This window comes from Mycobacterium sp. 1245852.3, from assembly GCF_001669335.1.
GTDB classification, from domain to species: Bacteria; Actinomycetota; Actinomycetes; order Mycobacteriales; family Mycobacteriaceae; genus Mycobacterium; species Mycobacterium europaeum_A.
Window position 1 is genome coordinate 13,391 of the sequence record NZ_LZLL01000542.1, and the last position, 13,757, is coordinate 27,147.

The following is a 13,757-nucleotide window of genomic DNA, read 5'->3' on the forward strand; positions in this document are numbered from 1 at the left end:
CCGTCCCGGACCAGCGGCCCGACCAGCCCAGCCCCCTTTGGCATGTTCGCCTCGGATCGCGCGCAGGTACAGGTCCCATTCTCCGCGCATCAGGTGGGTGATCTCGGAACTCCACACCCGCATCGGGCCAACCCTGATCGAATCGGCCCTCGACCGGGCCAGGCGGAAACGATTCGGCGGGATGGACGACGGTGCTGCGCACTTTGAACGTACGCGAGCTGATCCCGGCGAGCCGTATCTCGGCCACGATCTTGGAGCATCTTCTCCGACACCTTCTCGCCGGCAGCGCGAAGATTCAACGGTAATCCGGGGCGAGCCGGAGTCGCGTGATGGCCGACGATTTTCACAGGCAGGGTTTACCGTTGCTCTCGATCCATCAATTCGGTTGTTGTCAAACGCTTCGCATCCTTGCAGTAGCGAGATGAGACGATCAGGAACTGCGCAACTGATGATTTTAAGCAGTTGCGCAGCGAACTACATCCGCTCGCCGAACCTGTGGCACCTCCCGGCCGAATCCGTCAATCCACAGCGTGAAGATCTGCACGACATGACTGGACCAGGGAGCATTCAGGGTCGCGCGTCGTGAACGTTGAATCGACAGCGGCAGCCAATGACAGCATCATATCGCGATCCGACTTCGGTGCGCTTCTTCGAGATCGGATGCAACCTTGCCCCAATTTACCGCGCACCGCTTTGCCAATTCGATCAAATGCTCGAGGCAGTGTGCCGGTGCAGGATCGAAGACACCCGCCGCATCAGGGCCAATAGAGCGAAGGTGCAACCAGCGCAATAGTTTTCGCCCTTCCGCGTTCATCCGTAAAGTCGGGTCCCGAGCAAGGATATCGAGCAAAGGAGCTACGTCGGTAGCCATCTCGCGATGGATGGTCAGCCGCGGTCTTCCACCCGTGCTACGGCCTAAGTTCTGAGAACCAACTGTTATGCCGCATTCGCTCCCACGAAGCCGATCGCGAACAGCTCGTACCGTGTTCGGGGAGACGCCAGCTTCAGCCGCGATCTCGCGAAGTGTCGCTTCCGGCTTCGCCTTTATCAATTCGGCAACCAATGCTCTGCTCGCAGCGGGATTAACCGGACGCAAACGACCGTCTTTCCCGAGCCGTGCATCTGGATTCTGTGGACCTCCACTTTTCGACCTAATGCCGCATACAGTCTTAGCCGATAGCCCGGTGATTTCTGCGATCACACGGTCTGACCAATGAGCATGCGTGCCAATGATTCGTGTTGCCGCAGCACGTCGGTCAGCCAAGGACAGCGGGAGACCGTGAGTAACGTTCGCCCGAACCGCCGCAATGAAAGCCAGATCCGCTGGTCCGTCGACAAATTGAACTTTTACCGAGTCGAGACCTTGGTTCAGGGCCGCAGCTACGCGATGAAACCCATCGACGATCTGCATCGTGGGACGGTGGACCAGAATCGGCGGAAGCGGAGTATCAGCTTCTACCAGCCTACGGACATGCTCAAGATTAATCCCCGACGACCTTGGAGACCCCGCTGACGTAAGCGCAGAGATAGGAACAATGGACGCTTCACGTCCACAACCCTCGCCAGCAGGTCGAACGGCTAGCCTCATTCCCGAAGCCGCAATATTAGTGCTGTGCACTTCACCCCCGGACCTGGCAGCGCATGAGCCTCGATCTCGCACAGTCCGAAATCGAGGCTCACAGCGGAGTAAGCTACTTACCGAAACAACAGTACACGATGGAGCCGCTCGTTGCATACTCAGAAAAACGCGGTGTCACGCCTCGGGTAAACTCGCCGGTGACGTTGAGGAAGCACAGCTGGCGGCCCAGACATGATCGGGGCCTGACCGGCGGCCATGTGCGGTTGCGCCGCGCCGTTGCCGAGGCGTATCCGCTTGCGGGTCTTGGATGGACGTCGCAGCCGTTCGTCTTTCCATAATCGGTGCGTGCGTTGGGGATTGCCCCATGCCGACTGTCGGGGCTCAGCAGTTCCGGCGGCGGACCTCCTTTGAGCACATCGATGCCAAGGGCTTCCTCGGCGACCAGCTTCTTGAGCCGCTGATTCTCCCACTCAAGCTCCTTGAGCCGTTTAGTGTCTTCAGCATTTATCCCGCCGTACTAATTTCACCGGTGATGCCAAGTCTGGTCAACCGACCTCCAAATGTCGCACCTCCCCGAGGTTTTCACGTCACCGAGCAGCCGCTCACACTCACGAAGCCTGCGGACTACCTGCTCGGGTATATGCCATCGACGTGCAATCACCTGAATCCCTCTCCCCGATTCTGGTGCATCGGACGGGCTCCCATAGGAACTTGCCCGGACCGGCAGCTCACGTCATCGCTGTTACACGCCCGGGGTACTCAAGTCCGCCAGAACGGCCGTGTCGTCGGTCCACATCCCGGTAGCCACTGCAGGGAATGCCAAGGGCCACCGCGAGAGCCGCGGAGGCTATGGGCCGCGATCGGACGCGCCACTCTGCCCGGAGCCGCATTGCAGCACCGCCGCACCGACTACACGGCCCACTTGATGTCGGTCACCCCGAAATCGTCGTGGCTTTGGTGCGGCAAACTATGGGCAGCCATCTTTGGCCTGGTCATCTACCGGCGGCAAATGTTCGAGGCGCCGCACGTGATCGACCATTGCCGTTAGGCTCTCGATCGCCTGCGGCGTCAAGCCCGAGGCCCGCATGGCAAGCTCGCGCACCCCGGTATCACGTAGCGCCTGCAGAAGGCCGAGCTGTGCGTCAACCTCAGTATTCACGTCGGGGTCAATGAGGTAGGACGGGGGCACCCCAAAAAACTGCGCGATGGCTCGCAGATGCTGGAGGGTCGGGTTTACCTTCAGCCCCGCACGCAGCTGCCACAGGTATGCTGAGCTTATTGATACACCGGTCTCTCGCGTAATGGCGTTTGCTGCCGCGGCGTTAGACAGCTGGGGTTCTGTGGGCTTACGCATAACCTCAAAAAGCCTATTGAGCTTGGCCGATAGGTCCGAGGTACCCGCACAGTCGGAACTCGTGTCGTCGCCCAAAATACCCTCTCCCCATGTGCGGCCATCCCTGCACCGAGGTTACTACAGAGTAGCAAGCTCGCTTTGGCGGAGCGGTACAGTGCCCCGCAGTTGCGTCTGCAAGCTGCCTCGAAGACATATATGCCAGTACACGAAGATGCGCTAAAACGGAGAGACCGCTCGGCGCCCGCCGACCCCGAAAGCATCTTCCACGGAGATGTTCATGTCGACTGAACCCGGTAATCAGCGGTAATGCGGCTGGTTGTCAGTTCAGCGGCCGGACAATCGAAGCCAATTCCAGGTTAACCACTCGTGTGCGACGCGCGCGGGCGCGGCACCAATCCGGTCTTTGCGTGCCGCAAAGGAAACGGCCACCAAAACCATCGACCGAACAGCGATGCTAGCCCCGGAACGAGGACTGACCGCACAAGCAATGTGTCCACCATGAGCCCCAAGCCGACCGTAGTTCCGATTTGGGCAACGCTGGCCATATTACTCCGCACCAAAGCGAACATAGTGACACCGAAAACGATTCCCGCCGTGGTGACCACGCTACCTGTCCCATCGAATGTCCGAATCATGCCGCTCCGCAGTCCCGCCGTACACTCTTGCTTCAATCGCGCCGTCAGCAGCAAGTTGTAGTCGGCCCCTACTGCAACCAGCGCGATAAAGGCGATCGGCAATACAGCCCAGTGCAGTTCTTGACCTAGCAGAAACTGCCAAAAAATGACACTAAGACCCATCGCTGACAGATACGACAACATGACTGTGGCGACTACCGCCAAGGCGGCTACGGGCGCACGCAACATCAGTAGCACGATTAAGAGTACGAGTGCCAGGGCGACGGTTGCTAATAGCAAGAAGTCATGTCGGACGGCGCTCTGCAACTCCCCGACCACCGATCCAACACCTGCCACCAACAGCGAGTTCTGCGCCAGGGGCCCCTCTTTCGTCACAGATTGGATCGCACGTGGGATGTCGGCTGCTAGCCGTGCTCCGTTGTCGCCGAACATGTCTCCGTCACCAAAGACTAACAGCCGCACAGACTTTCCGTCTTTCGAAAAGAATAACTGCGATACGTGCTGGAATCGGCGGTCTTCAAGCGCGCTTTTTGGTAAATAGAAACCTCCTTCGCCGCTGTCTTGAAAGTCCCGTCCCATCTCTTGTAAGTAGCTACTAAGATCGGCCATCTGTGGTTTGAGCGAGTCCAGGGCTGTCGACACTGATGCGATTGTCCTCTGGGTCTCAGACAGGAATGATTCGAAACCTTGCAGACTGCCGGAGGCGCCGGCCAGCACACTGGTGGTATCTGAAGCACCCTGCGCAGCTTGGCCAGCGCCCGAAGTTAAATGTGTTGTCCCAGCGATCACCGCGTCAATCGGATCGATTACCTTGAGCAGAAGTCCGCATAGCGCCTCGCCCGCGCATTCGGGCCGCGACCCGACGTAGCGACGCAACGGATCCAGGTAGCCCGACAACGTAGCGGCTGATACCTGCAATTGCTGCACACCCGCTGACATGTCGCTGGTGCCAACAGCAACGCGCCGCAACCCCTTCGATCCGCTTGCTAGCTCAACTTTTAGGCGTTCAATGGAGCTAGCCATATCCGACAGCGACCCAGGCAACTTGTTGATGGAGTCGAGTTGCCCGGTCATTGCGCTGAGGCTGCCGCCGAACCTGTCACCAATTTGCCCGACCTGGGACGTGATCGCCGCGTCCGTCAGAGGGGTCCCGGCTGGACGAGAGGGCGTTTGAATCAGTTGAACTCCGGGCTGCTCCAGAATTTTCCGACTGACTCTTTCGATGGCGATCAACCCTGCAGGCGTGCGCAAGTCGTGGTCTGTTGTTAACACCACGATTTCCGGCAGCAAGCGATTAGGCGGGAAATGTCGGTCCATCGCCTGATAGCCGCGATTAGATTCCGTCGATGCAGGCTGTGCGCGCATCTCGTTGAATCCAATCTGCATAGCCAAGGTCGGGGTAGCGAATAACACCAACACAGCTGTAGCTACGATGACCATCGGGATAGGCCATCTGGCAACAGCCACACCCAGGCGCCGCCACTGTCTTCGGTGCGGCGACGGACGCGGCTCCGCGAATCCACGCCTGCCGGCTATCCCAATCAATGCAGGAAGTAGCGTCAACGCCGCCAACATACCAATGAGAATGCTGACGGCACACGGGATGCCAGCGCTCCGAAGCAATCCAAGGTCGGCGCAACTCAGTGCCGAAAGGGCCAATGCGATCGTCAACGCTGATGCGACGATCACTGGTCCCACGCTTTCGTAGGCGGTCGCCAATGCTGAATCGGGATCCAATCCTCGACGGCGCTGCTCATGGTACCGGCCCACCATGAATATTCCGTAGTTCGTGACGGCACCTAACGTGACGGACGCCAGCAGGTTCTCGCAGAAGATCGATACTTCGATGACGTCGTGCTGGCCGAGCAGCGCCACCACCGGACGCGCCACAAATAGGGCGGCGGCAACCGGTATCAACGGGATTCGTGAGCTGACAACTGAGCGATAGACAAGGATGAGCAGGATCGCGATCAACACCGCGGTGCTAATAATTGTGATTAGCAACTGGTTATCCATGGAGCCTAGTTCGTCGGCAACCGTTGGACCTGGACCTGTAAGGTAGACGTTGAGGCCACGGGGCGGTGACATCTCGGATATGTCATGACGCACCGCACCAACGGCGTCGTGCGCCTCCGTCGTTCCGAGTTGTCCCCTCAATCGCAACAGAACCGAAGCGGCTCGCTTGTCCGGGCTTTCGGCGGCCGATGCCGCTAACGGATCCGCCCATAGATCCATTAGTGCCTCAACGTGGTCCCTGTCGGCGGTTAACGCAGCGACGAGTTTCTGATAGTAACCGAAGTCGGCTGCGTTTAGATCTCGTGGCGCTTCCATCACTACATAGGCAAGGTTGTTTGTCTTCGAATCGCCAAAGATTTCGCCCATTTGGGAGATAGCAACGCTGGACGGAGAATTCGCTGGCAAAAACGACCGTGAGTGCTCGCGAACGACCCGCTCCAATTGCGGGATGCAAACGTTACCCGCAATCGCTAGGACTAGCCATACCAGCACGATCGCGCCCGCATGGCGACTGCAGAAACCAGCGACTGCACGCAACCCGCCCCCCGCCGGGCCGAGTCGCCGTCGCAAATGCCATCGGTATGACCGGTCGGGTGACGTTGGCGAGATTCCAGATGTCCTAAGCGTTCGTCGCCGAATATTCACATCTGAAAATAACATAATCCGTTGGGGCGCACCACGTCTAGATATTGTTCAGGGACCCTAATCATTGACAGGTCATATGCCATCAGGGCGAGGCACTTGCATGTGGCTGGGCAAAGAGCGTCGCAACGGCATGCCGACGGAGTTTCCCTGAGGGAGTTTTAGGCAGCGAGCCCGGCGCTAGTAACGCGACGGTGATTGGCGAGCACCCAACCTGCCTTGTGACCGCGTGGACCACGTCACGACGAATCCGATCGGATACCTGATCGTCGTCGTAGTGCGTCGACTCCGCCGCGATGGCAAACCCCTCTCTTTCGGTTGGGCTTGTTACGCCAACTGCCGCGACATTTCCAGGGCGCACACCATCAACCATCTCCGCTGCGCGCTCGATATCAGTCGGATACAGATTACGCCCGCCGACGATGATGACATCCTTTTGCCTACCGCATATGTAGAGGAAACCGTCCTCATCGCAGTACCCCAGGTCCCCGGTGTCGAGCCATCCATCGGCGTCGGTCAACGGCGACACCCCGTTCGCATCGACGGCAGTCCGTGCGACGCTGTCTCCACGAATGAGAACGCTACCGATTTGTCGTGGTCCACAGTCTTTGCCGCGGTTGGCGATCCGAACTTCCATTCCGAGCACGCACTTGCCGACGGACGCGATCTCAACGGTGGAATCAGCATCGACTGGCAAGCTGACCGGCGCGGCCAAGTGTCTGCGAGTCAAGGTATCAATGTTGACCGAATCCCAGCTGGGTTTATCTTGTCTCGCGGTCACCGAAACGACCAGCGTCGCCTCCGCCAGGCCATAGCCAGGCGCCATCGCTTCGGCGGAAAGACCGAATTTCGCACCAAGGAGTTCGAGTTCTCTTAGGTCCGATGGCTTGATGGGTTCAGCCCCGTTAAGCGCCACTCGGAGCGAACTCAGATCGTACTTGTCGGTCGTTGCCCGCTGCAGTACGCGATTCAAAATGGCGTACGCGAAGTGAGGTCCGGCCGTGATGGTGCCACGATGCGTCGTTAGCAATTCGGGCCAGACGGAAGGATTGCGGACGAATTGCTCCGGTGTCGTTGCTACCAGTTCGGCACCGAACTGCATCGGCCATGCCAAAAATGCAATCATCGCCATGTCGTGAGATAGCGGCATCCAATTGACAAACACGTCAGACTTGCGGTCGACACCGAATGACGTGTATAGCGCCGCGGTAGCCGCCCATAGATTTCCGTGGCTGATCTCGATTGCCTTGGGGTTACCAGTCGATCCAGATGTCAACTGTCGCAGAGCAATTGCATGTTCATCAGCATTCACTAAGGTGAAATCGCTACACCCATCACCTTCAGCGGTACCAGTCGTGACTACAACGAGGCCGTGATCGCGCAGAACGCTAATCGCCCAGTGATATGGCTCTCCTACAACGACAACTTTGGCATCCAACATAGCGACCACCGCCAATGTATCGCTTAGCCAAATGTTTCTGTCCATGCGCGCCGTGGGCTGCTGCAGCATAGTCACAGAAGCCGCGCACATCCAGATAGCTTGCGTTGCCCATGCAACGTCAGCCGGATCGGCCGCGAGGATCGGTACGGACAAGCCGGGCTCTATGCCCATTCCAATCAAGGCAACTGCTAGCCGGCGTGAACGGCGGTTAACCTCCCGCCACGATAACCGGATACTACCGCTTGAAGCGCAACTAACCAGTCCGCGATCCGAAGCGCCCGCGGAACGAATAACATCAGCGATGAATCGGCTCAAGACTACTCCTCGTCAATAACTGGCATCGCTACAGGGCAACCGGTTCACTGGGCCTGCCGCCTAACCTCGGCGCGCTGCATCACATCGTCAAGAAGCTCTGCAGCATCACCAACTGTGTATATCTCTGGCATATCATCGCCCATGACAGCCAACCCGAGGCGATCTTCGCAGGTCAACATGACCTCAAGCGTCATAAGCGAATCGAGCCCAATTTCACTGAAAGTCGTCTTACCATCCAGCCGATGTCCTTCAACCGGCGCAAGCGACGTAATTACCGACACCAACACCTCATACCCATCGACCGTTTGCTCGATTGTCATCAACTAACCTCTTCCTTTTTTGACATGACAGCACCAGGGGCGTCTAACCGCGCCATGAACGTGGTCAGCGCCGAAGCGACTAGTTCTGGTTGTTCGGCCATCGGCGAGTGACCAGCCTCAGGTATGCCGACGAACTGTGCATCAGGGAAGTGCTGCGCACTTCGCTCCCACTCCACGGCCGGGGTCAAGGTATCTTGCAGGCCCCACAACAGCAGTGTCGGCGTGCTGATCTGAGCGAATCGTCGCGCGGCCTCATAGCTGTCTGCGATCCGCAATGCGCGGATGATGGCGAGCTTTTGTCGATTACTAATGTCCGCGAAGGGCCCGTAGACTTTCTCCACCAATTCCGGGGTAATGAAGTTCTCGTTGTAGAACATCTTACTTGCCTGTTCTGTACCGAAGGCCTTCGAAATCAAGCGTGGTTGCACGATGACACGAGCAGGGACCGCAGGGGTCTTTTGCTCCAGCCCAGGCGATCCGCTTAGCACGAGTCCAGTAAGTAACGATGGAAATGTCGCCGCGAGCTCAAGCGCGACCAGTCCACCAAATGAGTTGCCAGCAAGAACCACTGGGCGGCCGAAGTGCTCTTCAATCAGCAACCGAACCATCGCCACTAGCTGGTCGGGATGGGACACGTTTGGCTTGAGCCCCAATGGCTCATCGAGCGCGACAACCTCAAATCCCTCCGCCGCCAGGGCAACCGCGACTTCATGCCATACCCACTCGCCACCAAACAGCCCGGGCAACATCAAAATACCGGGAAGCCGCGCCCCATTGCTATCGGCGCCCGCCCACTCGTGCATGAAGTGCTTGACTGGCGTCGAAGCTATGACCACATCGGTCTCTCTTACCTGTGAAATTGGCAACATCCGATTTCTCCTATTCTGATATTTGGTGTTGAAGTTGCTCCCGGCGAAACATTTGACCGGAAGCACGGTCTCGGACCTTAACCAGAAAGGTCTCGGGTGCGCGGAGTACAAACTTGTGGTCGGGGGAGGCATCAGTGGTTTCGGCCGCGCTGAATCGGAATCTCGCGCCGAGGGCTGACAACAGAACCGACGCTTCATGGAGTGCGAGGACCTGCCCAATGCACACTCTGGCCCCAGCGCCAAATGGCAAGTATGCGTACCGATGGATCGGACGTCCGCGGCCCGCTGCGAACCGATCAATCACGAATTCGTCCGGCCGCTCCCAATAGCGGGGATGGCGCTGGAGGAGATAAGGGCTGATCGCGACGACCGTACCCGGAGCTAGGGTAAGCCCCCCTACGCGATCATTTACGAGGGCACGCCGACCGATGATCCACGCCGGCGGATAAAGGCGCAACGTCTCCTTGAAAAGGACATCCGTGAATGGCGTATCAAGCTCGTCATCAAGCGCGCGCTGCCACTCCGAGTATTCCTCGGGGTGGCGGATGAGCTCAATCCAGGCCCACGTCAACGAGTTTGCGGTGGTCTCAAAGCCAGCCAGCAAGAGCGTGGCAATCTGCTCTGTCAGCGCAGTTTCTGAAAGCGCCTCATCCTTGCACAGTTCGCCCCAGGCCAGTCCGGGAAAAGCTTCGCTGGGCCTCTCGCGCTTCGCGTTCCTGATTGTCGTGTAGAGCTTCTCACGAAGTTCTTGAATCGGACGATGAGAGCCTGGACGGACCGAATTGGCGTTGCTGAGTAGAGTTCCGATGCTCTCACACTGATCGCTAAACGATTCGTGGCGAAATCCAAATAAGAGCCGCGTTGTCACTGCGAGAGTGAATTCCGAGATAGCAGCGGTGAGATTTACTGCCTGATCGGTGTCCGCGATGGTTTCCAGTCGCGCGATCATCTCGTCTGCACAGACTTGCGCAACCGAACGCATTTGGGCGACCGCCTTGAAGGCCGGTGCGAGCAGTTTCCGTTGGTGCACCCAGCTCGTTCCTTCAGCGGTCAGCAGCCCATCCGCCACCTCTTCTTTGAAGAATCTGTTGGGCGGGGTGTCCTTTGAATACCTGTCGGTCCGCATCAGGACCTGCTTGACGTAGTCCGGATGGTTTACGAGCACGTGCCTCTCGCCGTCCGCTTTAAACGCAATGGCGTCGCGACCAGTATTGGCCAGCCTTACAAGCATTGTCTTGGTAGTTTCTGACGACTCATCACCATCAGTACGTTCAGCCATATGGGTGACTTCCTCGCATCTTCGACTAGGGAACAGTGGGGGCGCAGCAAAAATTCAGGGCCTTCCACGATCCGTTAGGACGGGGACGGGGTCTACCGCGTTAGAAAATCAAACAAAGGCCGCCGATCCCGGTCGGTGATGTCCAAATACCCACGGCTAGCACGGAATTCAATCCGCACTGCCCCCGCGGGCGTGTCACGCGAGGCTCTGGAACTCCACCGCAGATGCGGGTGGATTTGACGGCCATTTGGTCTCCCGAGGTCACCTTTTAGAAGGACACGCGGACGCTATATCGGATCAGCTTGGGGGGCAACGGATGTGCAACTGGAGTTCTACTCGCAGAGTGATTCGTCCTCGCCCAGTCTTGATCAGATGAATGCGCGTGACAAAGGAAAGTGCCGGAAGACATACCCACGACCCTCCTGGGCTCAGGGGTGGAATTAGTTGTGCAACTGTGGAACTGAGGCAGTTGAACAAGTCGCGTGCCGCCCGTTCGTAGTGATTGAACCAGCAGGTTTACAGTCCCGCCGTCCGACGTCGGGATGAGTGGGATGAAACACCGATATCGCAAGCCGCGTACCGCTAAGGACGTTTCGGCGCGCCGCGCATCACATTTCGAGGGCGCGACCGGGGAATAGATTGCACGCCAACTCAACGTTCCATCGCCACAGCGCATGACCAGCGCCGCGCTCATACCGGGACGGACACCGCCAAGCGCCCCATCGAGTTCCGCACGGTTCAGCCCAAAGTCCGACGCTGCGGGAGTTCGCCAGCGGGTAGTGCGACTGGCCACTGTCCGCCGATGAAAAATATCCCGCGTTGACAAGCGTGGCAAGTAGACGTCGGGCGTCGAATCGGGAGCAGGCTGCCCGGTAGTGCGTGATCGGTCGCACGACTGCTCGTGGTGGCGGCTGAGATCGGCGTGACAAGGGCTGGGACGTTGGGAGCGCGCCCGACGCCGAACTGCCCGGAGCGCGATAATGTCGGCGCGGTCGGGGATGCCGACAACAAAAGTCGGCCCGCCCGTCCTGCTGGCGAATACCTATTTCGTTTGCGCCTTGGGGTGCCGAGGAAAGTAGTGGAGCACTGAGGCCGCTCAATCCGCCCAAAGGAACGCACACCAGAAGCAAAGAAACCAACACAGTGATCGAGAGCTTGCTTGTCGACCCGAAGGACTGGGATCGATCCACAGATCAAGTGCTACAGCACATAACGTGGGACCACGACAAGCTCCGATGCGCTCAGGGGTGCGTGTGGCCAAGCAGCCACGGCTACCCTCGTCAGCTGCAGCAGATCGTTGTGGTTCTGGCCCTGAGCCGTAGCGGTGGAGATCTACTACATGTGATCGGTGTCAACCTGGCCTGACAACGCCGTTCTCATAAGCAAAAACAATGGCAGCACCACGGTCGCGGAAACCAAGTTTCATGAATATCCGCCCGACGTGGCTCTTTACCGTCAGCTCGGAAATGCAAAGTTGATCAGCGATTTCGCCGTTGTTAAGACCCTTAGCAATCAGCATAAGGATGTCACGTTCGCGTCGGGTGAGGCTGTTCAGCGATACGGCCGGTGCGGGTGCAGCCGCGCTTCGATAGGTGGTAAGTACACGCGCCGTGACGGCCGGGTCCAGATAGCTGTTACCGCAGCCGACAGCATGAACCGCTCTGATCAGTTCCTCTGCCGAAGAATCCTTGAGAACGAATCCGGCAGCCCCGGCGCGGAGTACAGCAGATAGCAATTCGTCGTCGTTAAACGTCGTCAATGCCAGCACAGGAGGCCCGCCGCATGCGGACAGCAACCTGGTTGCCTCAATTCCATCCATGCGCTTCATCCGCAAATCCATCACCACGACATCAGGTTGCAATAGTTCGACCGCCCGATGAACCTCGTCTCCGTCACAGCACTCACCGACCACTTTGACGCCATGCTCCGGTTGGAGAATTAGTGTAAGGCCGGAGCGCACAAGTTCCTGATCGTCAACGATGAGAGCACCGACGACGGACTGAGCGCCTCTCACGACGGTGATGCCGGCGTTGGGGGACGGACACCGTTGGCATCGCAGAGCAGTGTCGCTTGCACCGACCAGCAGGTTGGACCTCGGTCAATTGCGATTGTGCCACCGAGAAGTTCGACTCGCTGGCGCATTCCCTGTAGCCCACGTCCGTCCGGGGCTGCGCAAGCTGCGGGCTGCTGCGGCAACTCGTTTACGACGACAAGCTGGGTAGCCCGGCGTGAACTCCTCACAGTGATGGCCGCCGATGACTCAGGCGCGTGCTTAGCGATGTTGGCCAGCGATTCCTGCGCGATCCGGTACAACGCGAGTCCAGCCGCTGCAGAGGCGTGGGACAAATCGCCGTCAATCGTGATAGATAGCTTAAGTCCTGCACGCTTGAAATCGTCGGCGAGTGCAGCGATGTCAGCAAGCGTTGGTTCTGGCGCAACCCCACTGCCCCTCGGGTCTAGCAAACCTACTGTCCGGCGGATATCGGCCATCGCCTGGCGTCCGAGGCGCTCGGCTTGTCGAAGGGGCTCAACGGCCTTATTTCCACAATCACTATATTCCAGCGCGTGTCGCGCGCCAGTGAGATGAAGCAGCGTGATGCTCAGCGAGTGGGCAATAACATCATGTACTTCGCGAGCGATGCGTCGGCGTTCATCAGCTGCGGCGTGCGCCGCCAACTGGCCATGCAGCTGTCGTTGCTCAACGAGCAGTGCCTGCTGTCGGCGCATTAGATAGCCCACGATCCAACCGATGCCCACGAACATCAGATACAGGGCTGGGGTCTCCAAGCGATGCAAGGCTGCAGCGATAATGATCAATGCTTCTGCCGACACGGCGGCCATCAGACCTCCAGCCGTCAGGGTGATCGCACTGACCGTCCCGACGTTTAGGGTTAGCAACAGGGGGGCAAAGTCGCCCGGTACCGGCGTCGTCGTTGCAAACAGCAAGGTCGCAGTGGCCGATACCCAAGCTGCCCACAGAATAGGCGCTTGAAACTTCGCGACATCTAAGAGGAAGAACAACAGCCAAGGAGCCAGCGCTGCCGCGATCGCTGCACACGCGGTTGGCCTGTCCACCGCCGGACGTTGGAAAATGGAAATCGCACCGATTGCCACCAAAGTCAAATCGATGACGATTACAAACATCCAGCTGAAGCCAGCGGGCAGGATCCATTCCTTGCGGAGCCCTAGGTTCCACAGTTTGCTCGCCACCGACGACGATATCGGGCCCTGGCAAGCGATCGATCGGCTACCTCTTGGCGACGCTGCGGAGACGCCGAGCTTACCATGTCTCCATGCTGTGTCGCCG

9 protein-coding genes and 1 pseudogene are annotated in these 13,757 nt (G+C 58.6%); 1 reads left to right on the forward strand and 9 read right to left on the reverse strand.

The genetic code is table 11. The features are described from left to right. Positions 1-619 precede the first annotated feature (619 nt). On the reverse strand, positions 620-1,411 hold the full coding sequence (locus A9W96_RS31775) for a hypothetical protein (RefSeq protein WP_231999847.1): 792 nt from the start codon (positions 1,409-1,411) through the stop codon (positions 620-622). A 1,015-nt stretch (positions 1,412-2,426) separates the two neighbouring features. Between A9W96_RS31775 and A9W96_RS33475 the strand changes: the two are divergent. Then, a pseudogene (locus A9W96_RS33475) lies at positions 2,427-2,564 on the forward strand (IS256 family transposase); the annotation flags it as partial. On the opposite strand, the gene A9W96_RS30800 reads toward A9W96_RS33475, so the two are convergent. The 8 genes from A9W96_RS30800 to A9W96_RS30815 all read right to left on the reverse strand — a co-directional run bounded on the left by A9W96_RS30800 (position 2,547) and on the right by A9W96_RS30815 (position 13,660). Then, positions 2,547-2,933, reverse strand: coding sequence for a helix-turn-helix domain-containing protein (locus A9W96_RS30800; RefSeq protein ID WP_231999854.1), 387 nt, complete (start codon positions 2,931-2,933; stop codon positions 2,547-2,549). The pseudogene A9W96_RS33475 and the gene A9W96_RS30800 overlap by 18 nt on opposite strands. A 356-nt stretch (positions 2,934-3,289) precedes the next feature. Continuing rightward, complete coding sequence (locus tag A9W96_RS25040) at positions 3,290-6,244, reverse strand: RND family transporter (RefSeq protein WP_082972592.1); 2,955 nt, start codon at positions 6,242-6,244, stop codon at positions 3,290-3,292. A gap of 67 nt (positions 6,245-6,311) precedes the next feature. Then, complete coding sequence (locus A9W96_RS30805) at positions 6,312-7,982, reverse strand: long-chain-fatty-acid--CoA ligase (protein WP_082972593.1); 1,671 nt, start codon at positions 7,980-7,982, stop codon at positions 6,312-6,314. Between the two features lie 44 nt (positions 7,983-8,026). After that, positions 8,027-8,302 carry an acyl carrier protein gene (locus tag A9W96_RS25045; protein ID WP_067143888.1) on the reverse strand — a complete coding sequence of 92 codons (276 nt, stop codon included), beginning with the start codon at positions 8,300-8,302 and terminating at the stop codon, positions 8,027-8,029. After that, positions 8,302-9,171 (reverse strand): alpha/beta fold hydrolase, encoded by an 870-nt coding sequence (locus tag A9W96_RS25050; protein ID WP_197499638.1) that lies wholly within the window; start codon positions 9,169-9,171, stop codon positions 8,302-8,304. The genes A9W96_RS25045 and A9W96_RS25050 overlap by 1 nt, the downstream gene beginning before the upstream one ends. A 10-nt stretch (positions 9,172-9,181) precedes the next feature. After that, positions 9,182-10,450 carry a cytochrome P450 gene (locus A9W96_RS25055; RefSeq protein ID WP_082972595.1) on the reverse strand — a complete coding sequence of 423 codons (1,269 nt, stop codon included), beginning with the start codon at positions 10,448-10,450 and terminating at the stop codon, positions 9,182-9,184. Between the two features lie 1,351 nt (positions 10,451-11,801). Continuing rightward, on the reverse strand, positions 11,802-12,464 hold the full coding sequence (locus A9W96_RS30810) for a response regulator transcription factor (RefSeq protein WP_082972596.1): 663 nt from the start codon (positions 12,462-12,464) through the stop codon (positions 11,802-11,804). After that, on the reverse strand, positions 12,461-13,660 hold the full coding sequence (locus A9W96_RS30815; protein WP_231999851.1) for a sensor histidine kinase: 1,200 nt from the start codon (positions 13,658-13,660) through the stop codon (positions 12,461-12,463). The genes A9W96_RS30810 and A9W96_RS30815 overlap by 4 nt, the downstream gene beginning before the upstream one ends. Between the last annotated feature and the right edge of the window lie 97 nt (positions 13,661-13,757).

Excerpts from the sequence above, each read along its gene's own strand:
- A9W96_RS25045 (WP_067143888.1), bottom strand. The coding sequence starts at position 8,302 with ATGACAATCGAGCAAACGGTCGATGGGTATGAGGTGTTGGTGTCGGTA.
- A9W96_RS31775 (WP_231999847.1), bottom strand. The coding sequence starts at position 1,411 with ATGCAGATCGTCGATGGGTTTCATCGCGTAGCTGCGGCCCTGAACCAA.
- A9W96_RS30800 (WP_231999854.1), bottom strand. The coding sequence starts at position 2,933 with ATGCGTAAGCCCACAGAACCCCAGCTGTCTAACGCCGCGGCAGCAAAC.
- A9W96_RS25050 (WP_197499638.1), bottom strand. The coding sequence starts at position 9,171 with ATGTTGCCAATTTCACAGGTAAGAGAGACCGATGTGGTCATAGCTTCG.
- A9W96_RS25040 (WP_082972592.1), bottom strand. The coding sequence starts at position 6,244 with ATGTTATTTTCAGATGTGAATATTCGGCGACGAACGCTTAGGACATCT.
- A9W96_RS25055 (WP_082972595.1), bottom strand. The coding sequence starts at position 10,450 with ATGGCTGAACGTACTGATGGTGATGAGTCGTCAGAAACTACCAAGACA.